17 protein-coding genes are annotated in these 23,004 nt (G+C 63.1%); 6 read left to right on the top strand and 11 right to left on the bottom strand.

Translation table 11 applies throughout. From position 1 onward, the window contains the following. Nucleotides 1–346 precede the first annotated feature (346 nt). On the top strand, nt 347–1,087 hold the full coding sequence (locus tag FQ705_RS03330; RefSeq protein WP_144138002.1) for a response regulator: 741 nt from the start codon (nt 347–349) through the stop codon (nt 1,085–1,087). Beyond that, nucleotides 1,084–2,355, top strand: coding sequence for an ATP-binding protein (locus FQ705_RS03325; protein ID WP_144138001.1), 1,272 nt, complete (start codon nt 1,084–1,086; stop codon nt 2,353–2,355). The genes FQ705_RS03330 and FQ705_RS03325 overlap by 4 nt, the downstream gene beginning before the upstream one ends. Before the next feature lie 155 nt (nt 2,356–2,510). On the opposite strand, the gene FQ705_RS03320 is transcribed toward FQ705_RS03325, so the two are convergent. Next, entirely contained in the window at nt 2,511–3,458 is a 948-nt protein-coding gene (locus tag FQ705_RS03320) for a tyrosine-protein phosphatase (protein ID WP_144138000.1), read from the bottom strand. A gap of 263 nt (nt 3,459–3,721) precedes the next feature. Here FQ705_RS03320 and FQ705_RS03315 point away from each other — a divergent pair, with 263 nt between their 5' ends. After that, nucleotides 3,722–4,981: an MFS transporter gene (locus FQ705_RS03315; RefSeq protein ID WP_144137999.1), complete on the top strand. Its 1,260-nt coding sequence runs from the start codon at nt 3,722–3,724 to the stop codon at nt 4,979–4,981. Between the two features lie 17 nt (nt 4,982–4,998). After that, a complete protein-coding gene (locus FQ705_RS03310; RefSeq protein WP_144137998.1) occupies nt 4,999–6,264 on the top strand; it encodes a D-amino acid dehydrogenase in 1,266 nt (421 codons plus the stop codon). A 176-nt stretch (nt 6,265–6,440) separates the two neighbouring features. Here FQ705_RS03310 and FQ705_RS03305 read toward each other — a convergent pair whose 3' ends face one another. The 3 genes from FQ705_RS03305 to FQ705_RS03295 all read right to left on the bottom strand — a co-directional run bounded on the left by FQ705_RS03305 (nt 6,441) and on the right by FQ705_RS03295 (nt 13,744). After that, entirely contained in the window at nt 6,441–7,910 is a 1,470-nt protein-coding gene (locus tag FQ705_RS03305) for a glutamate synthase subunit beta (protein ID WP_144137997.1), read from the bottom strand. Between the two features lie 120 nt (nt 7,911–8,030). Further along, nucleotides 8,031–12,734, bottom strand: a complete 4,704-nt coding sequence (locus FQ705_RS03300) for a glutamate synthase-related protein (RefSeq protein ID WP_144137996.1) — start codon at nt 12,732–12,734, stop codon at nt 8,031–8,033. A 302-nt stretch (nt 12,735–13,036) separates the two neighbouring features. Then, complete coding sequence (locus FQ705_RS03295) at nt 13,037–13,744, bottom strand: transposase (RefSeq protein ID WP_144137995.1); 708 nt, start codon at nt 13,742–13,744, stop codon at nt 13,037–13,039. Between the two features lie 187 nt (nt 13,745–13,931). Between FQ705_RS03295 and FQ705_RS03290 the strand changes: the two genes are divergently transcribed. Both FQ705_RS03290 and FQ705_RS03285 read left to right on the top strand, forming a co-directional pair. Then, complete coding sequence (locus tag FQ705_RS03290; protein WP_144137994.1) at nt 13,932–14,657, top strand: OmpW/AlkL family protein; 726 nt, start codon at nt 13,932–13,934, stop codon at nt 14,655–14,657. Between the two features lie 375 nt (nt 14,658–15,032). Then, entirely contained in the window at nt 15,033–15,413 is a 381-nt protein-coding gene (locus FQ705_RS03285; protein ID WP_144137993.1) for a YqjD family protein, read from the top strand. Between the two features lie 48 nt (nt 15,414–15,461). Here the strand turns inward: FQ705_RS03285 and FQ705_RS03280 are convergent, their stop codons facing one another. From FQ705_RS03280 to pilM, 7 genes are all read right to left on the bottom strand, one after another. Further along, nucleotides 15,462–16,664: a deoxyguanosinetriphosphate triphosphohydrolase gene (locus FQ705_RS03280; RefSeq protein ID WP_144137992.1), complete on the bottom strand. Its 1,203-nt coding sequence runs from the start codon at nt 16,662–16,664 to the stop codon at nt 15,462–15,464. Nucleotides 16,665–16,742: 78 nt separating this feature from the next. Beyond that, nucleotides 16,743–17,828, bottom strand: a complete 1,086-nt coding sequence (gene aroB / locus FQ705_RS03275) for a 3-dehydroquinate synthase (RefSeq protein WP_144137991.1) — start codon at nt 17,826–17,828, stop codon at nt 16,743–16,745. Next, nucleotides 17,828–18,379: a shikimate kinase gene (locus FQ705_RS03270; RefSeq protein ID WP_144137990.1), complete on the bottom strand. Its 552-nt coding sequence runs from the start codon at nt 18,377–18,379 to the stop codon at nt 17,828–17,830. The genes aroB and FQ705_RS03270 overlap by 1 nt, the downstream gene beginning before the upstream one ends. Before the next feature lie 109 nt (nt 18,380–18,488). Further along, nucleotides 18,489–20,222, bottom strand: a complete 1,734-nt coding sequence (locus FQ705_RS03265) for a type IV pilus secretin PilQ (RefSeq protein WP_144137989.1) — start codon at nt 20,220–20,222, stop codon at nt 18,489–18,491. Next, nucleotides 20,219–21,139: a hypothetical protein gene (locus tag FQ705_RS03260; RefSeq protein WP_144137988.1), complete on the bottom strand. Its 921-nt coding sequence runs from the start codon at nt 21,137–21,139 to the stop codon at nt 20,219–20,221. Before FQ705_RS03260 ends, FQ705_RS03265 begins: the two co-directional genes overlap by 4 nt. Continuing rightward, nucleotides 21,136–21,843 carry a fimbrial assembly protein gene (locus FQ705_RS03255; protein WP_144137987.1) on the bottom strand — a complete coding sequence of 236 codons (708 nt, stop codon included), beginning with the start codon at nt 21,841–21,843 and terminating at the stop codon, nt 21,136–21,138. Before FQ705_RS03255 ends, FQ705_RS03260 begins: the two co-directional genes overlap by 4 nt. Then, nucleotides 21,840–22,832 carry a type IV pilus biogenesis protein PilM gene (pilM, locus tag FQ705_RS03250; protein ID WP_144137986.1) on the bottom strand — a complete coding sequence of 331 codons (993 nt, stop codon included), beginning with the start codon at nt 22,830–22,832 and terminating at the stop codon, nt 21,840–21,842. Before pilM ends, FQ705_RS03255 begins: the two co-directional genes overlap by 4 nt. Nucleotides 22,833–23,004 lie beyond the last annotated feature (172 nt).

Here is a 23,004-nt window from a genome sequence, read left to right as displayed (position 1 = left end):
GGCTGTTTCGGCATGCGACGCAACGTACTGCACGACGAATCATCTCGCCGTGCAGGCGTTGCCGATGCACGAAGGAAAGCGCGCTTTTCAGCGGTTCTTACGACCCGTTCCGACTCGTTTCAAGGGCTTCCCATTCCGCGCCAATTGTTTCATCGGAGGAATCTAAGCGATGCGAAGCGAATTGCGCGCGACGGCGCACATTGCCAAATATGGACGCGTTGAATCCGGCCGCGGGCCTTGTCTGGTGGGCCTTGAGTGCGAACCGGCGCAGGCCGTGCGGCGCTGCGTAAGCATTGGTAAGAAAACAGTCGGCCGCGCCTCGCGCACGCCAGTCTAGAATTTCGCCATGAATCCACAGGTCCTTATCGTCGACGACGATCCGGTCGTACGCGATCTGCTTTGCAAGTTTCTGCAATCGAACGGCTTCGACGCGTCAGTGCTGCATGACGGCACCCATCTCCAGCGCCGGCTCGAGCGCGAACGGCCGTCGGTCGTCGTACTCGACATCATGATGCCGAACACCGACGGCTTGCGCGCGCTCACCGCGCTGCGTGCCGCCGGCGACGACATTCCGGTGATCTTCGTGACCGCGCGCGGCACGGTGGCCGACCGCATCGTCGGGCTCTCGCTGGGCGCGGACGACTATCTGACCAAGCCGTTCGATCCACGCGAATTGCTCGCCCGTATCCACACGGTCTTGCGTCGTCGCGGGCCCTCCACCACCAGCGCGCCGGAGGCTCGCAAGCCTTACCGGTTCGGGCCGTTCGAACTCGACTTCGCGACCCGCGCGCTGTCGCGCGACGACACGAAGCTGCCGCTGCGCGACAGTGAGTTCGCGCTCCTGAAGATCTTCGTCAACAATCCGTACAAGGTGTTGTCGCGCGTGCTGATTCACGATCTCGTGCATCGCGACAATCTGGCCTTTCGCGACCGTAGCCTCGACGTACCGATCTGGCGTCTGCGCCGCGTGATCGAAGACGATCCGTCCAACCCCTGCTACGTGCAGACGGTGCGCGGCAAAGGCTACGTGTTCGTGCCCGACGCAGACGGCACGCCCTTCGCCGACGAGGCCAGCCCCACCGCATGAGAAATCCGCTGAACACGCTGTTCGGCAGAATGGCGTTGCTGTCCACGGCGGTCTTGTTTGCGATTCAGGCCGGCTGGTTCGTGCTGGTGGTGATGCAGCCGCCACGCCATGAAATCGACGGCTTCGCACGGGGCATTCTGCTGGTGCTGCAAGCCGTCAACGGCGAGCCGATGAAAGGCGCCGCGCTCGCGCCCGCCATGCGCGTGCATCTCGTGCCCACCTGGAACATGCCGGCAAGCGTGCACTTGCAGGAGCCCACCATGCGTCCGCTGGTGGAGCTGAGCCGGCATTTGCGTGAGAATCTGCCGCCCGGTACGCGCATCGCGGTGGATGACCTGCACCCGCCGCAGTTGTGGGTACTATTCCCCGGCAAATCGAACTGGGTCGTGGTGCCGGTCGACGTGCCGCCGCGCCCGCGCTTTCTCGTCGAGTCCGTTTCGATGCTGGTCGGGGCGCTGGTTCTGTCGCTGCTCGCGGTCTGGCAAATGCAACGGCCGCTGTCGCGCGTCGCCGATGCGGCCCGTGCATTCGGCTCGGGCGGCCGCCCGGAGCCCGTGACGGTACAAGGCCCGCGCGAACTGCGCGATCTGATCGGCTCGTTCAACGACATGATGCGGCGCCTGAACGAAGCCGGCGACGACCAGGCGGTGATGCTGGCAGGCGTCGCGCACGATCTGAAGGCGCCGCTCACCCGGCTCAAATTGCGCGCGAGCGTGCTGGTCGCGGAGAACGAACGTGCGGGTCTGATTCGTGACGTCGATTCGCTCACCAACATCGTCCAGCAGTTTCTCGAATTCGCCGGTCAGTCCGCCGACGCGGGTCCGCCGGTCGAGGTCGACGAATTCCTGCAGGAACAGTTTTCCGCCAGCGACAGCACCGAAACCCCGCTATTCACGCTCGATCTGCGCGCCGGTCCGTCGTTCACGTTGCCGCGCACGCTGCTCGACCGGCTCGTCACGAACATCGTCGACAACGCGCTCGAACATGGCTCCGCACCGGTGGATATCGTGACGGTGCGCAACGACCAGCGTTGGGTCATCAGCGTGCGCGATCATGGTCCGGGCATCCCGGACGATCGCATCGCGGCGGCGATGAAACCCTTCGTGCGACTCGACGCGGCACGCGGCGGCGAAGGTCATTGCGGTCTGGGTCTCGCCATCGTCTCGCGACTCGCGCACGACCGCGGCGGGCGCTGTCAGGTGCGCAATCACGCGCAAGGCGGGTTGGAAGTGCGAATTGAATTGCCGGTCGTGGCAGCGCTGGCATGAGGGAGATCGGGCGGGCGCGCTTACGTGCCCTTACTGGACCGACTATTTCGATGGCTTGCGCCTTATAGTCGCCACCGGCAACCTCGATGCCGCCCTTCTCTGTCCGCCCGCTTGTTTGGGGCGGACTTTTTTTTTGCCTGAACGCTTTGCGCTCCTTAGACCACGAGCCGACCACGCAACGTATCGATCGTCGATTGCGACACGCCGAGGCCCTGCGTCAGATAGTTGGTCATCGTGCCGTAGCTCGCCTGCACCTGGTCGAACCCGGCCTGCAGATAACTCTCCTGGACATCCAGCAACGGCGTTTCGACCGTCACGGCGGCGTCGCCATCCTGCGCGCGCAGCGTGTCGGTTTGCGCCTTGATCGACAAGGTCAGATAGACGTTGCTGAGCAGATAGTCCTGTGTAATGACGTCGAGCGGAACGTTGGCGATACTGAGCAGTAATGCCGACACCCACCCGGCGCGGTCCTTACCCGCGCTCGAATGGAATAGCTGCACGCCGGGTTCGTCGGCGAGATGCGTGAGGAGCGCACCGTAGCTCTCGCGCTGTGCGGCGCCCGTCACGTAGGAACGCGCCTGCCCTTCCATGAACGCGACCGCGCCGCCGGGCGTATCGAAGACCGGCGTGACGAAGTCGCGCATACCCAGAACATTGAACGTTTGCGATGTCGCGCCGGCCGGCAGGACATCGCCGGTGCGCGCGACTTCGCCGGGCGTGCGCAGGTCGTAGACGGTGGCGATGCCGAGCGCGTCGAGCGTGGTCTGATCGACGGCGCTCAAGGTCAACGTATTGGAGCGGTAGAAGACGCCCCGCCGCATCTGTTTGCCGTCGACGGTCGGATAGCCTGCTGCCGCGCCCGCGACATCGCGGAAGTTATCGACGGAAGCGAGCCGCGGGGTATCCGGCTGATCGGCGCCGAGGCTGCCGCCGCATGCGGAGAGCAGCGAGCTGCCCATGCCGGACACCAGCAGGAGACTTGCCGAGCGCTTGAGAAAGCTGCGGCGTGATTCAGATACCTCATCGCACGAAATCCGACCTGCCCGCACGGACATGCTCGCGGAGCGACGGAAAGGCGAGCAGGTGTTGGCGGTTAAAGGCATGAGGCGTGATGGGCGCGGGCGTGGAGGTGTTGGGAAGAGTTATTTCGCAGCATCGACGCTGCCGCCGCAGTTTAACGGGGGTAAACCGTTTTTGCGTTACATGGTAGTCGTTGGTAAGGAAAGGGGAGGCTTGTTACCGCTCGCGCCATTTTTTTCCACCGCTGGCCTCACCCAGCCTCGTCCCCGTAGAATACAAACACCCTACCAATGCGCCGACCTCAATGCGCCGCCGGCAAGAAAAACCCTGGAGACCACAACAAAACATGCCCTCTCTCCAATGGTTCACCGAACTGACCCAGCGCGAACGGCGCACCCTGTATGCCGGCTTCGGCGGTTATGCGGTCGACGCCTTCGACTTCATGATCTATTCGTTCCTCATTCCGACACTGATCGCGACGTGGGGCATGACCAAGAGCGAAGCCGGCATGATCGCCACCAGTTCGCTGATCTCGTCGGCCATCGGCGGCTGGCTCGCCGGCATTCTTGCGGATCGCTACGGTCGTATTCGCGTGCTGCAGTGGACCATCGCCACCTTTGCGCTGTTCACGTTTCTGTCGGGCTTCACGAATTCGTTCTGGCAACTGCTCAGCACGCGCACGCTACAGGGCATCGGCTTCGGCGGTGAGTGGTCGGTCGTGACGATCATGATGGCCGAGACCATCCGCTCGCCGCAGCATCGCGCGAAGGCCGTGGGCACCGTGCAAAGCAGCTGGTCGTTCGGCTGGGCGGCGGCGGCCATCATCTACTGGGCGTTCTTCGCGCTGCTGCCCGAGCAATACGCGTGGCGCGCGTGCTTCTGGATCGGCCTGCTGCCTGCGGCGTGGATCATCTACATTCGTCGCAATGTGAGCGATCCCGAGATATTTCTGGAAACACGCCGCGCCCGCGAGAGTGGCTTCGACACCTCACACTTTCTGCAGATTTTCTCGGCTTTGCATCTGAAGACCACCCTGCTCGGCAGTGCGTTGTGTACCGGCATGCTCGGCGGCTATTACGCGATCACCACCTGGCTGCCCACCTATCTGAAGACCGTGCGTCATCTGTCGGTGTTCAATACCAGCGGCTATCTGATCGTGCTGATCGTCGGATCGTTTACCGGCTATATCGTCGGGGCGATTTTGTGCGACAGGATCGGCCGACGCGCGTCGTTCGTGCTGTTCGCGATCGGCTCCTTCGTGCTCGGCATGGTCTACACGATGCTGCCCATTACCGACGTCATGATGCTCGCGCTCGGCTTCCCGCTCGGCATCGTCGTGCAAGGGATTTTTGCGGGCGTAGGCGCTTATTTGTCGGAGCTGTATCCGAATTCGATTCGCGGTTCGGGACAAGGCTTCTGCTACAACCTGGGCCGCGGACTCGGCTCGTTCTTTCCGATTCTGGTCGGTACCCTGTCGCAAACCATGACGCTCGTGAAAGCGATGGGCATCGTGGCCGGTGCGGGCTATCTGCTGGTGATCGTCGCCGCGTTGTGCCTGCCGGAAACCAAGGGCAAAGTGCTGGGCGCGGCTCACCCTGCCGCCTGAAAACGCAGTACACATACATGAAAACGATTGTTCTCGGCGGCGGTGTGATTGGCGTCGCCACCGCTTTTTACTTGCGCCAGCAAGGCTGCGACGTCACCGTGATCGAGCGCGAACCGGATGTCGCGCTCTCCACCAGCTTCGGCAACGCGGGCGTGATCGCGCCGGGCTACGTGACGCCCTGGGCCGCGCCCGGCATGCCGTCGAAGATTCTCAAATACCTCTTCAAACCGGCCTCGCCGCTGATCTTTCGTCCTACCTTCGATCCGGCTCAATGGCGCTGGATTGCGCGCTGGCTGCGTGAATGCGATCTCGAACGCTTTCGCGTCAACAAGCAGCGCATGCAGCGCATCGCTTACTACAGCCGCGATTGTCTGCACGAATTTCGCGGCCGTCATCCGTTCGATTACGGCCGCAGCCAAGGCTATCTGCAACTGTTCCGCAGCGAGTACGACGTCGAACTCGCGCAACCCGCGTTGGCCGTGTTGCGCGATGCGGGCATCGTTCACCGCGAAGTCAGCGCGGCGCAATGCATCGAGATCGAACCGGGTTTGCGCTGGGCGCGTCAGACGCCGCTCTCCGGCCTCTATCTGCCCGACGACGAAGCCGGCGACTGCGCGCGCTTCACCCGCGAACTGCGCGCGATCTGCGAGCGCAATGGCGTGCAGTTCCGCTTCGACACCAACGTGATCTCGCTCGACGTGCAAGGCGGGGCGGTACGCGGGGTGCGTGTCGAAAGCGAACGCGGCAGCGAGACCTTGCAGGCCGATGCGGTGGTGGTGGCACTGGGCGTCGATAGCGCAGCGCTGGTTGCGCCGCTGGGCGTGAAAGTGCCGCTGTATCCGGTGAAAGGCTATTCGGCCACGCTGCCCGTCACCGATGAAGAAAAGGCTCCGCACGCGGCGCTGATGGACGAGTCCTTGAAAACGGCGATCACGCGCTTCGGCAACAACTTGCGTGTAGCGGGAACGGCGGAACTCGGTAACCGGCAAACCACCCTGCGCGAGCAGGCGCTGCAGACGCTGATGAAGGTGCTTAAAGACTGGTTTCCGCACGCGGCCAATCCGACCTCCGCGCATTTCTGGGTCGGACGCCGTCCGATGACGCCTGACGGCGCACCGTTGCTCGGCCCATCCGGTGTAGACAATCTGTGGCTGAACCTCGGACACGGCTCGACGGGCTGGGCGATGTCGATGGGCTCGGGACGCGTGGTCGCTGATCTGATCACGCAGCGCGCACCGGATATCGATCTCGATGGGCTGACGTTGGCGCGCTATCGCAAGTAAAGCCGATCACACAGACCGCGCGTAAGCGGCCAGGCGCCTGACAGTAAAAAGCCGGGTCACCCTCTCAGGTGCCCGGCTCTGTTTTTCACGGCTTGGATGTACTGCTTTGTCGTCTCCACCTCTTCCTGCAAGCGGGAGCCGGTTTCTACTTCTAGCGTGAAACCGGCCTGAGACGTTTAACGCGGCAGTTCCGAATGCCCCATCAGGAACGCATCCACCGAACGCGCGCACTGACGGCCTTCGCGGATCGCCCATACCACCAGCGACTGGCCGCGACGCATATCGCCCGCCGTGAACACCTTGTCCACCGACGTGTAATACGCCTTGTCGCCTTCGGTCGACGCACGCACGTTGCCGCGCGCATCCTTGTCGACGCCGAATGCTTCGAGCACCGGCGACAGCGGCTGCGTGAAGCCCATCGCGAGCAGCACCAGATCGGCCTTCATTTCGAATTCCGAGTTCGGCACTTCCTGCATCTTGCCGTCCTTCCATTCGACGCGCGCGGCGATCAGCTTCTCGACCTTGCCGTTCTTGCCTTCCAGACGCTTGGTGGCGACCGCCCAATCGCGCTCGCAGCCTTCGTCATGCGACGACGACGTGCGCAGCTTGATCGGCCAGTACGGCCACACGAGCGGCTTGTTCTCTTCTTCCGGCGGTTGCGGCAGCAGTTCGAATTGCGTGACGCTCTTTGCGCCATGACGATTCGACGTACCCACGCAGTCCGAACCCGTATCGCCGCCGCCGATCACGACGACATGCTTGGCCTTCGCGAGCAGCTGGTTCGCGACCTTGTCGCCGGCATTGACCTTGTTCTGTTGCGGCAGGAATTCCATCGCGTAGTGGATGCCTTCCAGCTCGCGGCCCGGCACCGGCAGATCGCGCGGCATTTCCGACCCACCGGCGATCACGACGGCGTCGAACTGTTCTTTCAGTTCGGCCGGCGTGACGGTTTCCTTCGCCGTGTTGCCGATGTGCTCCGGCAGCGACCCTTCCTTGCCGATGAACACATTGGCGCGGAACGTCACGCCTTCGGCTTCCATCTGACGCATGCGGCGATCGATCAGCCACTTCTCCAGCTTGAAGTCGGGAATGCCGTAACGCAGCAAACCACCGATGCGGTCGTTCTTTTCGAACACGGTGACATCGTGCCCCGCGCGCGCCAGTTGCTGCGCGACGGCCAATCCTGCGGGGCCGGAACCGACCACGGCCACTTTCTTGCCGGTCTTGTGCTTCGGCGGCTGCGGCGCGACCCAACCTTCAGACCACGCTTTGTCGATGATCGCGTGTTCGATCGACTTGATGCCGACCGGATCGTCGTTGATGCCGAGCGTGCAGGCCGATTCGCACGGCGCCGGGCAGATGCGGCCCGTGAACTCGGGGAAGTTGTTGGTCGAATGCAGCACTTCGATCGCGTTCTTCCAGTCCTGATGGAACACCAGGTCGTTGAAGTCCGGGATGATGTTGTTGACCGGGCAGCCGTTGTTGCAGAACGGAATGCCGCAGTCCATGCAACGTGCGCCTTGAATCTTCGCTTCGTCGTCGCTCAGTGCGGCGACGAATTCCTTGTAGTGCTTCACACGTGTGAGCGGAGCTTCGTACGTCTCGTGGCGACGTTCGAACTCGAGAAAACCGGTTGCCTTGCCCATGTGGTTCTCTTCTCTATCTGTATCAGGTGGGGTGATCTACACCCGCCGGGCGCACCGTTGAACGGTCGCACGCGGCGGGTACGGCTAGTGGTGACGTCTTGGCTGGCAGCCAGCGAACGATTAAGCGGCGAGAATTTCCTTGTTCGCCTTCTTCGCGGCCATTTCGCCCAGCGCGCGCTTGTATTCGGTCGGGAACACCTTCACGAATTGACGGCGCGACGCATCCCAGTTTTCGAGCAGCGCTTTTGCACGCGGCGAGCCCGTGAACTGGAAGTGACGTTCGATGAGACCCTTGAGCAGCGCTTCGTCGGTGACACCGGTGTGCCACAGGCTCTTGTCGACCGTGCGCTCCTGTTCGGCCTGTTGCAGGACCGGATCGAGCGCGACCATCGACTTGTTGCACTTGCCCGCGAACGAGTTGTCCGGATCGAACACATACGCGATACCGCCCGACATGCCGGCCGCGAAGTTACGGCCCGTTTCGCCGAGCACGACCACCGTGCCGCCCGTCATGTATTCGCAACCGTGGTCGCCCGTGCCCTCGACAACCGCCGTCGCGCCCGAGTTACGCACGCAGAAACGCTCGCCCGCAACGCCGCGGAAGAATGCTTCGCCTTCGATCGCGCCGTACATCACCGTGTTGCCGCAGATGATGTTCTCTTCGGACTTGCCGCGGAAATCGTTGGTCGGACGGATGATGATGCGGCCGCCCGAGAGACCCTTGCCGACGTAGTCGTTACCGTCGCCGACCAGATCCAGCGTGACGCCTCTCGCGAGGAACGCGCCGAAGCTCTGACCCGCGGTGCCCTTCAACTGGATATGAATCGTGTCATCGGGCAGGCCGTCGTGACCGTACTTCTTCGCGATCGTGCCGGACAGCATCGCGCCGACCGTGCGGTTCACGTTGCGCACTGGCTGGATGAACGAGACGTGCTCGCCCTTCTCGATCGCGGCTTTCGCTTTCTCGATCAGCACGTGGTCGAGCGCCTTGTCCAGACCGTGGTCCTGGAAGTCCACGTGCTTGCGCGCCACGTCGGCCGACACTTGCGGCTGATAGAACACGCGCGAGAAGTCCAGACCCTTCGCCTTCCAGTGCTCGATACCCTTCTTCATGTCGAGCAGTTCGGCGTGACCGATCAAGTCGTCGAACTTGCGGATGCCCAGTTGCGCCATGATTTCGCGCGCTTCTTCAGCAACGAAGAAGAAGAAGTTTACGACGTGCTCCGGCTGGCCCTGGAACTTCGCACGCAGCACCGGATCTTGCGTTGCAACGCCGACCGGGCACGTGTTCAGGTGACACTTGCGCATCATGATGCAGCCTTCGACGACGAGCGGCGCCGTCGCGAAACCGAACTCGTCCGCGCCGAGCAGCGCGCCGATCACGACGTCGCGGCCGGTCTTCATCTGACCGTCGGCCTGCACGCGGATACGACCGCGCAACTGGTTCAGCACCAGCGTTTGCTGCGTTTCGGCCAGACCCAGTTCCCACGGCGTGCCAGCATGCTTGAGCGAGGACAGCGGCGAAGCGCCCGTGCCGCCATCGGTGCCGGCGATCACGACGTGATCCGCCTTGGCTTTCGCGACGCCCGCGGCCACCGTGCCGACGCCCGACTCCGACACCAGCTTCACCGAGATGCTAGCGGCCGAGTTGGCGTTCTTCAGATCGTGAATCAGCTGCGCCAGATCTTCGATCGAGTAGATGTCGTGGTGCGGCGGCGGCGAAATCAGGCCGACGCCCGGCACCGAGTAACGCAGCTTGCCGATGTAATCGGACACCTTGTGACCCGGCAACTGACCGCCTTCGCCCGGCTTCGCGCCTTGCGCCATCTTGATCTGGATCTGATCGGCCGACGACAGATACTCCGCCGTCACGCCGAAGCGACCCGACGCCACCTGCTTGATCTTCGAGCGCAGCGAATCGCCGTCCTTCAGCGGAATGTCGACGATCACTTCTTCGCCGATCACGGACTTCATCGTGTCGCCGTTCTTGATCGGAATGCCGCGCAGTTCGTTGCGATAGCGGTTCGAATCTTCGCCGCCTTCACCCGTGTTCGACTTGCCGCCGATGCGGTTCATCGCGACCGCCAGCGTGGCGTGCGCTTCGGTCGAGATCGAGCCCAGCGACATCGCGCCGGTGGCGAAACGCTTGACGATGTCCTTCGCCGATTCCACCTGTTCGAGCGGAATCGCCTTGGTCGGATCGAACTTGAATTCGAACAGGCCGCGGAACGTCATGTGACGCTTGGTCTGATCGTTGATCAGATGCGCGTATTCCTTGTACGTCTGGTACGAGTTGCTGCGCGCCGAGTGTTGCAGCTTGGCGATCGCATCCGGCGTCCACATGTGTTCTTCGCCGCGCACGCGGTAGGCGTACTCGCCACCCGCGTCGAGCATGTTGGCGAGAACCGGGTTGTCGCCGAATGCGTCGCGGTGCAGGCGGATCGCTTCTTCCGCGACGTCGAACAAACCAATGCCGCCGACCTTCGACGAGGTGCCCTTGAAGTACTTCTGCACCAGGTCTTCAGCCAGGCCGACCGCTTCGAAAATCTGCGCGCCGGTGTACGACATGTAAGTCGAAATGCCCATCTTCGACATGACCTTCATCAGGCCCTTGCCGACTGCCTTGGTGAAGTTGTAGACGGCCTTCTCCGGCGACAGGTCGCCCTTCAGGCCGGCTGCCAGCTGGCCGAGCGTTTCCATCGCGAGGTACGGGTGCACGGCTTCCGCGCCGTAGCCCGCGAGCAGCGCGAAGTGGTGCGTTTCACGCGCCGAGCCGGTTTCGACGACCAGACCCGCGCTGGTGCGCAGACCATGCTGCACGAGGTGCGTGTGGATCGCGGCCGTGGCCAGCAGCGCCGGAATCGCGACGTTGTCGCGGTCGGTCTTGCGGTCCGACACGATCAGCATGTTGTAGCCGGACTTCACGGCATCGACGGCTTCCGCGCACAGCGACGCGAGACGCGCTTCGATGCCTTCCTTGCCCCAGGCCACCGGATAGCAGATGTTCAGTTCATACGAGCTGAACTTGCCGCCCGTGTACTGATCGATCTCGCGGATCTTGGCGATGTCCTTGAAGTCGAGCACCGGCTGCGACACTTCGAGACGCATCGGCGGGTTGATGTTGTTCGTGTCCAGCAGGTTCGGCTTCGGACCGACGAACGATACCAGCGACATCACCATGTTTTCACGGATCGGGTCGATCGGCGGGTTCGTGACTTGCGCGAACAGCTGCTTGAAGTAGTGATACAGCGTCTTGTTCTTGTTGGACATGACCGCCAGCGGCGAGTCGTTGCCCATCGAACCGACGGCTTCTTCACCGGCTTGCGCCATCGGCGCCATCAGGAACTTGAGGTCTTCCTGCGTATAGCCGAACGCCTGCTGACGATCCAGCAAAGCAGCGGCTTCGCGGCGCTCCGTCGCGACGTCTTCGGCCTTCGGTTCGATTTCGTCGAGCTTGATCCGGACTGCGTCGATCCAGCTCTTGTACGGCTTGGCGTTCGCGAGGTTGTCCTTCAATTCCTTGTCGTCGATGATGCGGCCGTGTTCCATGTCGATCAGGAACATCTTGCCCGGCTGCAGGCGCCACTTCTTGACGATCTTCGACTCCGGGATCAGCAGCGTGCCCGCTTCCGAGGCGAGAATGACCAGGTCGTCGTCGGTGACGATGTAGCGCGCCGGACGCAGGCCGTTACGGTCGAGCGTCGCGCCGATCTGACGGCCGTCGGTGAAGGCGATCGCGGCGGGGCCGTCCCACGGCTCCATCATCGCGGCGTGGTATTCGTAGAACGCGCGGCGGTTGTCGTCCATCAGCGTGTGCTGTTCCCAGGCTTCCGGGATCATCATCATCATTGCGTGAACGAGCGGGTAGCCGGCCATCACCAGCAGTTCGAGACAGTTGTCGAACGAGGCGGTGTCCGATTGGCCCGGATAGATCAGCGGCCACAGCTTCGGCAGGTCGTCGCCGAGCACGTGCGAGGCGATTGCGCCGGTGCGGGCGTTGAGCCAGTTGACGTTGCCCTTCACCGTGTTGATTTCGCCGTTGTGGGCGATCATGCGGTACGGGTGAGCCAGTTCCCACGCCGGGAAGGTATTGGTCGAGAAGCGTTGGTGCACCAGCGCCAGCGCCGAGACCGTGCGGTCGTCCTGCAGGTCGCGGTAGTACACGCCAACCTGACCGGCCAGCAGCAGGCCCTTGTAGACCACCGTACGCGCCGAGCACGACGGCACGAAGTATTCCTTGCCGTGCTTGAGCTTGAGCGCCTGGATGCGGTGGCTCGCGGTCTTGCGGATGATGTACAGCTTCCGCTCCAGCGCGTCGGTCACCATGATGTCCTTGCCGCGGCCGATGAAAATCTGGCGGATCAGCGGCTCGCTCGCCTTGACGGTGGGCGAAATCGGCATGGTGTGATCGACCGGCACGTCGCGCCAGCCCAGCACGACCTGGCCTTCGGCCTTCACCGTACGCTCGAGCTCCTGCTCGCACGCCAGACGCGACGCGTGTTCCTTCGGCAGGAAGACCATGCCGACGCCGTATTCGCCATGCGGCGGCAACACAACGCCCTGCTTGGCCATTTCTTCGCGATAAAAGCCGTCCGGAATCTGGATCAGGATGCCGGCACCGTCGCCCATCAGCGGATCGGCGCCGACGGCGCCCCGGTGGTCGAGATTCTCGAGGATCTTCAGACCCTGCTCGATGATCTCGTGGCTCTTCTTGCCCTTGATGTGAGCGACGAAGCCGACGCCGCAGGCGTCGTGCTCGTTTTCCGGGTCGTACAGACCTTGCGCGGCGGGAACCGGATGAGTCGGTTGCTGGTGGTCGTTCATGGGGACACCGTCTGTGAGGGGCCGGACAGGCCGTTAAACCGTTTTTCTATTGCCGCGGCTTGCAACCGCAACCGCGACGGCGCCTTGGGTGGATACGTTGAATGCTACGCGTATCAAAAAGCGCCGGAATTCGGAATATACGCGACGAATCAAAGGAATAGCAAATAAAACATGCTGGTCGATCCCCAATTATCAAGTTGGTGCATTGCGGCTATTTTTTATTGGTGCCATATCAAAAAGAAGGCAAAAGAAAACGGCATACGATGATGCCGTTCCGATGTAGCCCTTTGACGCGAAACGCTTTATTGCTGTTGCGGAGTCTCGCGGACCTTGCGCGGCCGCCCGCGCGGCAAAGGCGAAACACGCCGGTTGGCAGCCCGCGCGGCCCATTCGCGGTAGGTGTCGCTGCCCAACACCCAGCCTTTCAACGTGGCCTGCTGAAGCTGGCTGGCCTCCCGCTCGTCGAGCGGCTGCTCGCACAGTTCACGATAGGCGCGCTGTCGTTCGAACGGCGTATTACCGAGCGACCAGTACAACGGGTGATCGGTGATCAGGCTGTCGAGCGTGAGGCCGATATGGTGGCGGTAGCTCGACCAGCGGTAGTCCTCCGGCATGCTCACCAGTTGCGCCCGCACCGGACACATTTCGACGACGCGGCTCGCCAGCAGGAAGTAACGCTCGCCCTCGATCACCGTCGCGCGATAGCGGCCCTCCCACAGCGTGCCGCGGCGCGCGTAACGCCGGTTGAAGTGCGCCACGTAGCGACGCCCTACGGCCTGCATCGCCTTCGGCAAACTCGACTCCTCGGTTGGGGTGACGAGCAGCTGGACCGCGCCCGGCATCAACGCATACGCGTGAATCGAAAGGTGATGATCGCGTGAAGCCGCTTTCAGACAGTCGATGAAAAGCTCGTAGTCGTGGTCGTCGACGAAGGCGGGCTGCTGATCGAGGCCGCGGAGGATGACGTGTTGCGGCTGGTCAGGGACATAAAGACGTGCAAGCCGTGCCATGCTGGAGTATCCAATAGTCGCGTTGGTACATACCCGAAGGTCCGAAGAACCGCATGCGCCCTAGGTTCGGCGCGGCGCGGCTAAGCCAGAAACCGCGCGGAGCTTAGGGAGAAAACTCTAACCGCCGCGTATGGTTTGTTTCAAACGTTGTAGTCATAATGAGCGGGCCTTTTTTGGAGGAGCACATATGAAATTAAAACAGGCCGTAACGGGGATCGCGGCGCTAGCCTGCATGACAACGGCAGCGCACGCACAATCGGCCGGCACCTTTTACGTCACCACGGGTTGGTTTCACCTGGCGCCTCAATCGAGCAGCGAACCGCTGACCATTACGAGCCTTGGCGGCAGTCCGACCCATATCGTAGAAGCCAACACCGGGGCATCGCTCAGTTCCGCCGACACCATCGGCTTCACTGCGGGTTACTTCGTCACCGATCACATCGCCACGGAATTCGTGATTGGCGTTCCGCCTTCGTTCGATCTGGACGGCACAGGCAGCCTCTCCCAATTCGGCAAAGTGGGCCAGGCAAAACAGTGGAGTCCGACTCTGCTGTTCAAGTACTACTTCAATGCCCCGACCGCTGCGTTCCGTCCGTATCTCGGCGTGGGCGTGAGCCGCATCTGGTTCACGGACGCCAAGATCACCAACAGCGGATTTCAGGCAAACGTTCTGCATGGTCCGACCAGCGTAGATACGGATAGTTCGTGGGAGCCGGTATTTAACGCGGGTTTCACCTACGCTTTCGACCAGCACTGGTTCGCGGGCGTCTCGATCTCGTATCTGCCGCTGAGCACGACCGCCAAGCTGACCACCGCCGCTGCTACACCGGTGGGCACGCTGACCGCCCAGTCGCAAACCAAGATCAAGCTGAACCCGATCGTTTCCTACGTCAACATCGGTTACCGTTTCTAACTAACGCCTCGAAAAATTAGGGGCTGTTGACTTAGGGTAGTCGAATTTTCGCGGGTTGGACAACGCCGTCATCCATCCGATGCCGGCGTTTTTTATTGGGCGCGCGGTTTTTTCTTCGTTTTGTCGCGTCGGGAAGGCTCGCGCCGGCCGGGTTGCGTCGATTACGTTTGTAAAAACGACGTACATTCGCGCAGGCCCGTGCAATATCTGCTGATGAATAAAGGCCTGTGCGCCTTGACACACGGGGCCGACGGGTTTGGCATCGAAGTTGCGTTCATCGGGTGTTTCCCGCGTCGTGACGTGAAGTTCTGCGTCTGAACAAACAAATCAGGTAATCCAACGCGGGATCTTTTCACCCTCATCGACGGAGCGACCATGACAGCACTTCCGAACACGCGAGACGCCCTCGGCGAATCCTGGACCAGCACCAGCCGCCGTGCGCGGCGTATCGCTCGCCACAGCCGCCATGCGGCCGAAGATATTGCAGGCGAACTGCGTACGCTGATGTCGGAACTCGAATCGACCCTCGCGGACGGCACTCAGGCCGACGCGGTGGCATTGCGCGGCAAACTGCGCAAACAACTGGACGCCGCGCGCAGCCGCCTGAACGACACCCGCGAAGCCGTGCGGGAACGCGCCGAGGTGGCGATCTCGGACGCCGACGACTACGTGCACGAAAATCCGTGGCAGACGATTGCGATCGTCGGCGGCGTAGCGCTGATTGCCGGCGCCCTATTCGCCTCGCGCTTGCGCTAGGCGCTGAGCCAGCGAACCGGACTGGCACTGACCGGACTTGCCGTCCGGTCAGTTGTCGTCGATCACGAAGAGCCGCTGATATTCCTTCACGGCGTACCGGTCTGTCATGCCTGCGATGTAGTGGGCGATCAGGCGCGGTTGCTGGGCGGTGTCGGCGGATTGATAGCTCGGCGGCAATAGCCGTGGATCGTCCGTGAACGCGTCGAACAGGCCGATCACCACTCGCCGCGCCTTGTTGGCCATCCGCATCACGCGATAGTGGCGATACAGGTTCTTGAACAGGAAACGCTTGAGCGTCGCCGCCTGGACGGCCACTGCCTCGCTATGGGCGACCAGCGGCGGTCCTGAACGCACCTGTTCCAGCGACATGGGGGCTTGTCTCGCCAGATTGGCGCGGGTCGTCTCGATCAGGTCGACAATCAGCGTATTGATGATGCGCCGCACCGTCTCATGAATCAGTCTGCGGCCTTCGATCTGCGGAAAATCGCTCCGCGCCGCCTCATAGTGTTTCTGCCACAACTCCACTTCCGCCAACTGTTCGACCGTGAGCAGGCCTGAGCGCAAACCGTCGTCGACGTCGTGATTGTTGTAGGCGATTTCGTCGGCGACATTGGCGATCTGCGCTTCGATCGACGGCTGGCGTCCTTCCAGAAAACGTTCGCCCAGAGCACCCAGCCGGCGCGCGTTTTCGCGCGAGCAGTGCTTGAGAATGCCCTCACGGGTTTCAAAACAGAGGTTCAGGCCGTTGAATGCGCCGTAGTGCTCCTCAAGATCGTCCACCACCGCGAGGCTTTGCAGGTTGTGCTCGAAGCCGCCATGCTCACGCATGCATTCGTTGAGCGCGTCCTGGCCCGCATGGCCGAACGGCGTATGACCCAGATCGTGGGCAAGGGAAATGGCTTCGACGAGATCTTCGTTGACACGCAGATTGCGCGCGACCGAACGCGCAATCTGCGCGACTTCGAGGCTGTGCGTGAGGCGCGTGCGAAACAGGTCGCCCTCGTGATTCACGAAGACCTGAGTCTTGTACTCGAGCCGGCGAAACGCCGTCGAGTGGACGATACGGTCGCGGTCGCGCTGGAATTCGGTGCGCGCACTCGGCGCGGCTTCCGGATATCGACGACCACGCGTTTGCGCGGAGTGCGCCGCATAGGGCGCGAGATGCGCTTCGAGTGTTTCCTGCGTGGGGCCGCTCATCGGCGCCACGCCTGCCATGTCATGCTTTACATCGTCGCTGCGCCTGTCCGTCACCGGGTTCTCCGAAACATGGGCGGCGCCTCGTGACGCAGATGCGCGATGCCTCGCTGAAACCGTTGCCGTCTTTAACGTCTAGACGGCGGCGGCCAGCGTGGCGTGCACCTCGGCGTCGGGCGCCTGGGTGATGAGCGTCTCACCGAAACGCTTCAGCAGAATGAATTTGATCGCGCCTGCTTCGGCCTTCTTGTCGACCCGCATCAGGTCGACATACCGCGAATCGCCCAGCGCGGGTGCGCGGGTCGGCAGATGGGCGGCGACGATCACGTCGACCAGACGTTTGCGCGCGGCTTCGTCGAGATAGCCCATGCGCACGGATAGATCCGCCGCCATCACCATCCCGCAGCCGACGGCCTCGCCGTGCAGCCACTCACCGTAGCCGAGGCCGGCTTCGATCGCGTGGCCAAAGGTGTGGCCAAAGTTAAGGATGGCGCGCAGTCCGCCTTCGCGTTCGTCCTGCGCCACCACCGACGCCTTGATCTCGCACGAGCGCTTGACCGCCTCGGCCAATGCCGCGGGTTCGCAGCGATTCAGGGCGTCGATATTCGCTTCGATCCAGCTGAAAAAACCGGCGTCGGCGATTGCGCCTGTCTTGATCACTTCGGCGACACCCGCCGCCAACTCACGCGCCGGCAGCGTGCTGAGTGCGCCGATATCCGCGATCACCGCTTGTGGCTGGTAGAACGCGCCGATCATGTTCTTGCCAAGCGGATGATTGATGCCGGTCTTGCCGCCCACCGACGAATCCACTTGCGACAGCAAGGTAGTCGGAACCTGAATGAACGGCACGCCGCGCATATAGCAGGCCGCGGCAAACCCGGTCATGTCGCCGATCACGCCGCCGCCCAGAGCGATTAGCGTGGTCTTGCGATCGGCACGTGCGCCGAGCAGCGCGTCGAAAATCAGATTGAGCGTTTCGAGATTCTTGTATGCCTCGCCATCCGGCAAGACGACAGTCGACACCTGTTTGCCGAGCGGCGCCAGCGCGGCGCGCAGCTTGTCGCCATAGAGCGGATCGACGGTGGTGTTGGTGACGATCGTGACCGAACTGCCGGCAATATGCGGCGCGAACAGCGCAGTCTGGCCGATCAGATCGGCCCCAATATGGATGGGGTAGGCGCGCTCGCCCAGTTCGACGTGTACGGTAATCATATGGCCCATTATGACGCAGGATGTTTGGCGACGCCGGCCATCTCGAGCTGCATCAGAACCATGTTGACGAGTCCGTTGACCGAAGGCCGGCCGGTTTCGATCACGAAATGCGCGCATTCCCGGTATAACGGGTCGCGCACTTCGTACAGCGCTTCGAGACGCGCCTTGGGATCTTCGGTCTGCAGAAGTGGGCGATTCTTGTCGCGCCGGGTGCGCAACCACAGATCGTGCGGATTGGCGCGCAAATAGATCACCACCCCGCGATTTTGCAGCGCTGCGCGGTTTTCCGGCCGCAACACCGCGCCGCCGCCCGTTGCGAGCACGATATTGTCGCGCCCGGTGAGATCGGAAATCACGTTCGCTTCGCGCTCGCGGAAGCCCGCTTCACCCTCGAGCTCGAAGATCACCGGGATGCGTGCGCCCGTACGCGCCTCGATTTCGTGATCGGAATCGAAGAACGGGCGATCGAGACGGCGCGCAATGGCCCGGCCCACGGTGGTTTTCCCTGCCCCCATGAGCCCTACAAAAAAAACATTGGCGTGTGCGTCCCGCGCTTGCAACGGTGTCCTCTGGCTAATCCGGTATGGTTTGTCGTGCCGCAGCTTACTGGCAAAGCGGCTGCCTTGTCGAGCCTGCGCGCCGCCGCTCGTAAGCGGCGCGAGCCTGCCCCTAATTCGTCTGAACGACACGCGGCGTAATAAAAACTGCCAGTTCGCTGCGCTGGTCGCGATGCGCCCGATGGCGAAAAAGTGCGCCCAAAAGCGGTATTTTGCCCAGGACCGGCACTCGCGTCACATCATCGCGGTCGTCGGTGGCATAAATTCCGCCGATCGACACCGTACCACCATCCTCGACTTCGACGCGCGTTTGCACGTGTTTGGTATTGATCGCGGGCCCCGCATCGGTCTGCTCGCCAACGCTGTCTTTGGCGACGTCGAGGTCCAGCACGACGCGGCCGTCCGGCATGATCTGCGGCTCGACCTCGAGTTTCAGCGTGGCGCGCCGGAACTGAACGCCCGACACGCCCTGCCCCACCTTCGCCTGATACGGCAACTCGGTGCCCTGCTCGACCACGGCCTTCATTCGGTCCGCCGTGACTACTCGCGGACTGGACACGATCTCGCCGCGACCTTCGGCTTCCAGCGCGCTCAGCTCGATATTCAGCAGACGCGTGGCGGCTGCCGCAAATAAGGTGAGTCCGGCAGTGGCTGCGTCGAATCCGGCAATGGGTCGGGCCGACAGGTCGTACACCGTGCCGTCCGCGCCGCCGGTCAAGCCACGTGTCGTACCGTCGGCGCTGGTGCCTGCCATGGAAAGCCGCACGCCGAGGTTGCGCGAAAAACCATGCTCCCCTTCGACGATGCGAGCCTCGATCAGTACCTGCCGGGTCGGCCGGTCGACCTGCTCGAGCAGAGTCGCGATCTGCGCAAGCCGGCCTTCGAGATCGGTCACGAACAGCAGATTGGTGCGCGGATCGGCTGTCGCCGCGCCGCGTTTGGACAGCACACGCTGCGCGCCTGAACCCGCAAGCAGCCGCCGCACGTCCTCGGCGCGCGCGTAGTGCAGCAGGAAAGTACGGCTTGCCAGCGGCTCGAGGTCGGCGGCCCGCGCGTGCGCTTCGAAGCGTTGCCGCTCGCGCGCGGCAAGGTCCGCGAGCGGCGCAACCCAGATCACGTTGCCGTGGCGCTCCATCGCGAGACCGTTGACGTCGAGCAAGGTATCGAACGCGGTACGCCACGGTACCTTGTCGAGCCGCAGCGAGACGACGCCGCGCACTCGTTCGCTTGCGACGATGTTTAGTCCCGTGAACTGGGCGAACGCGTTCAGCACCGCGCCGAGTTCCGCGCGCTGGAAATTCAGCGAGATCGGTTTGTCGTCGGCGGCGAGGGCAGCATCCGCGGAAGTTTTCGGCGCGTTGCTCAGGCGGGCGAGGGGCGGCAAAGGAACGGGCGGACCTTCCAGCGTCGTGGTCGCGGCGGCGCTTGCCATGAAACTCGCGCGCGTCGCCGGCGCAGTGGATTTCCGCAGCGGCATGGAGCCGTCGCCGGGGTCGGTGAACCCGGCTGTGTCGGTGGACGGTTCGACCTCTGCGCTATTTTCCGCGCCAGAGGACGTCGGCGAGTCACCGGGATCTTTTGCCGTGTCATCACGAAACGGGTTCGCCACTTCTGCGGAGACATCTCGCGTGCGCGCCGACGCGCCGTACGCCTCGACGGGTGCCGCGACAGCGTCGTCGGCAGGCATATACGCGGGCAGGGGCGGCAACGTTGGAATCGCCGCCCGCGCGATACCAACGTTCAACGCTACGCTGAGACACAGCGCCAGAGACGCGCGTCGTCTCACGCATTCACGAAACCGGCGCAGAAGGTTCGCCTTGCGCACTCGCTTCAGGCGCCCCTTCATGAAGCCTCCGTCAGCGACAGCGTGCGCGTGGCGCCGCCTTTCGCGAGCGTGACGCTTAGCGCGTCCAGTCCAGTGACGCGCTCGGTGCCGATCTGCTGGCCGGACGCCACGGTGGTCACACCGTCTGCCGTGTCGAGCAAAGCCAGGCCACGAACGCGATCGTGCAGGAGACCGACCAGACGTAGTTGCGACACGTCAGGTAAATCGCCTCCAACGAACATCGAAGGCACCGCGAACGGGTCGAAGAACACGACGTCTTCCTGGTCATCCGCATCGAGACTTTCGTCCACGAAAGCAGCCGCCGAGGAACTGGACGCAACCGGCCGTAGCGCACTGAACACGCGCAACGCGGCACTCACCGCAAGCGAATCGCCTACCCGTTTCACCGTTACGTCGACGGGCACGATCAGTACCGGCAGGTCCGATAGACCGCGCAGGAACGCCATCAGATGAACGAAATCAGTGCGTGCGGCGAGTTGTAGCGGACGCTCGCTTTGCGCGCCTTCGCCGATCGCCGCGCCGGGTTCCACCGTCAGCAGCGTGACGCCGCTCCGCGCGGCCAGTTCGGAGACGACACGCACATCGTCCGCGGAACTCCACGCCGCGGGTGGCCGTACGGCGGGCACGGCCGCGACCTGAGCGCGCAGCGCGGGCAATTGCGCAAGCGTGCGCCTCGCTTCGGCGAGACGCTCGACGCTCGCCCGCAGCGCCGCCCGGCTCGACGCGATCCCACCCAGATCGGCCACGATCCAGCCGTGTGCGCCAAGCGCAAACACCGCTAACGCAATCAACAGCGCGACTGTCCAGCGTCGACGCGGGCTCCAGGCCTCGAGCGGCACACGCATGCGTTTGATTAGTGCGGACAGAATGGGGCGCTGGTTTGCCGCGCCACCGAACCCGACGAAGATCGTACTCATTTCCCACCCCTTGACTGTTCGGACTTCACCGCTCGCGACGCCAGCGCGCTTCCCTTTTGCACCGCGCCATCCCAACGCAGACGCGCGCCGAATTCGATCGGAACGTTCACGCTGGCCGCAGTAGCCGCATTACCGGGCAAAGGCACGCGATGCAGATCGCTCACTTCCGCCTCTTTCACCCCGCGAATTCCGCCAAGCCTTTTAAGCCACTCAGCCGACGCCAGATGTCCGCTCGACGTCGCCAGCAATTCCGTCTCGTACTCGCGTTGACGCAACTGCTGAAGCACGACGCCATCACCCGGTTCGAAACTCAGCATGTCGAGCAGATCGCGCAAATAGGTGAGCGGGTCGGACAGGGTTTTCGCACGCGCCGCGCCCTTGCGCTGCTCGTCGCGGGTACGCTGCAATGTCGCGTGCTCGGTGAGCGGCACGCTCAGTTGTGCGAGTGAATGGTCGACGGCGACACGTCGTGCATCGAGATGCGCTGTTTCGAGCGCCTGCCATCCCGCCAACGCAAGTACGGCCGCACCACCACTGCAGGTTGCTGCAAACCATTCGTGCACGCGACGACGCCTCGCGAGCCGCGCATTGCGCTGCCGGTAAGGCAGCAGATTGAATCCGCCAAGCCACGGCCTCGCGAAGCGAAGGCCGCGCGTGGCGGCTGGCGTGTCCGAGTACGCCGCACTCAACAGGCCGCGCATCATTCGACCACCCCGCGCAAGGCGAGCCCGAACGCAACGGCACACGCCGGCTCGTACAACAGCACTTCATCCAGTTGCCGGGCGCGCGCGCCAAGTGCTGCGCACTCGAACGGCAGGACGGTGCACCCCAATACGTCTCCGACATCTGCCGCCGAGAAGCCCACGCCGTCCAGCAGATCCACCTCGCCGCTCAAGAGCGCGCAGTCGAATGCCGGACCCTGCGAGAGGTCGCGCAGCGCGTCGGCGAGATCGGCGTGCTCCGGGGCGGGATAGCGCATTTCGCAGGCAATGCTGTCGTCTTCGATGCGCCACCCGTAGACGCCATCCGTGCCGATCCACAACGCGACGTACGACTCGTGCGGCTCGAGTTCAAGGGTCGTGGCGTGACGAATGGCGCGCAACGCCGCGTGCGGTTCGCCGTCGATCGCACTCAGCGAAATGCCCGCCGACGCCGCGCATTCGATCCGCGCTTCGAGATGTTGGCGCGCTGTCGCGGCAATCCTCACCGAGCGGATTGGCGAAGGTGCTTCTTCGACAAACCAGTCGACCGCAAGCGCGTGGCGCTCGAGCCCCGCCATGCGCTCCACTTCGCTCATCACTGCGGGTTCGAGTCCAGCTAGTTCATGTCCGCCATCGTCCGCGCAACCGCTTTGCGCGGCGAGCCGCGTGAGCGGCACTGTAGTGGTCACGGTGGCCGACGCGGGCAGCGCCATCGCGCATCGCAATGCGTGCGTTGCACACTCGCGCGGCAGCCCTGCGAATGCGTCGCGCAAGGCACGTGTCACGGCCTGGCGATCCGCGATCTCGGTGCCGGCCATCACGCCAGCGCCTAACGCAATACTGCTCAGATATTCGATCTGCAGCGGCGCGCAGCCGCGCGTGCGCTGACTCAGCACGACCAGACGCACGGCTTGCGAGCCCACGTCGATCCCCGCCGCAAAGCGCTGCCCACCGGTTTGTATGGCCTGAAGCCAAGAACTTTTGAACGTCATCACGTCCTCCCTCTGACTCACGCGACGAACCATTCGAACGCGAGTAACGAGGAAGAATTGTCCGCAGTTGCAGCCCCGAGCGACATTCAGCCAAATGGCTAACGTTGCCTAACGCATGCCCCGCGTGCGATCAAAGCGACTACAGTGAAGTCATACCTGCGTGATGCACCGA

Origin of the sequence: Paraburkholderia sp. BCC1884 (genome assembly GCF_900996225.1) — a bacterium.
GTDB lineage: Bacteria > Pseudomonadota > Gammaproteobacteria > Burkholderiales > Burkholderiaceae > Paraburkholderia.
Note: the sequence above shows the minus strand (reverse complement) of the source record. Positions and strands in the feature narration are given on the sequence as shown.

Bases quoted from the DNA above. Each gene is read 5' to 3' on its own strand.
- FQ705_RS03330 (WP_144138002.1), top strand. From the start codon at position 347: ATGAATCCACAGGTCCTTATCGTCGACGACGATCCGGTCGTACGCGAT.
- FQ705_RS03295 (WP_144137995.1), bottom strand. From the start codon at position 13,744: ATGGCACGGCTTGCACGTCTTTATGTCCCTGACCAGCCGCAACACGTC.
- FQ705_RS03325 (WP_144138001.1), top strand. From the start codon at position 1,084: ATGAGAAATCCGCTGAACACGCTGTTCGGCAGAATGGCGTTGCTGTCC.
- FQ705_RS03320 (WP_144138000.1), bottom strand. From the start codon at position 3,458: ATGCCTTTAACCGCCAACACCTGCTCGCCTTTCCGTCGCTCCGCGAGC.
- FQ705_RS03255 (WP_144137987.1), bottom strand. From the start codon at position 21,843: ATGATGCGCGGCCTGTTGAGTGCGGCGTACTCGGACACGCCAGCCGCC.
- FQ705_RS03300 (WP_144137996.1), bottom strand. From the start codon at position 12,734: ATGAACGACCACCAGCAACCGACTCATCCGGTTCCCGCCGCGCAAGGT.
- FQ705_RS03290 (WP_144137994.1), top strand. From the start codon at position 13,932: ATGAAATTAAAACAGGCCGTAACGGGGATCGCGGCGCTAGCCTGCATG.
- FQ705_RS03260 (WP_144137988.1), bottom strand. From the start codon at position 21,139: ATGAGTACGATCTTCGTCGGGTTCGGTGGCGCGGCAAACCAGCGCCCC.
- FQ705_RS03310 (WP_144137998.1), top strand. From the start codon at position 4,999: ATGAAAACGATTGTTCTCGGCGGCGGTGTGATTGGCGTCGCCACCGCT.
- FQ705_RS03305 (WP_144137997.1), bottom strand. From the start codon at position 7,910: ATGGGCAAGGCAACCGGTTTTCTCGAGTTCGAACGTCGCCACGAGACG.
- FQ705_RS03315 (WP_144137999.1), top strand. From the start codon at position 3,722: ATGCCCTCTCTCCAATGGTTCACCGAACTGACCCAGCGCGAACGGCGC.
- FQ705_RS03285 (WP_144137993.1), top strand. From the start codon at position 15,033: ATGACAGCACTTCCGAACACGCGAGACGCCCTCGGCGAATCCTGGACC.
- pilM (WP_144137986.1), bottom strand. From the start codon at position 22,832: ATGACGTTCAAAAGTTCTTGGCTTCAGGCCATACAAACCGGTGGGCAG.
- aroB (WP_144137991.1), bottom strand. From the start codon at position 17,828: ATGGGCCATATGATTACCGTACACGTCGAACTGGGCGAGCGCGCCTAC.
- FQ705_RS03265 (WP_144137989.1), bottom strand. From the start codon at position 20,222: ATGAAGGGGCGCCTGAAGCGAGTGCGCAAGGCGAACCTTCTGCGCCGG.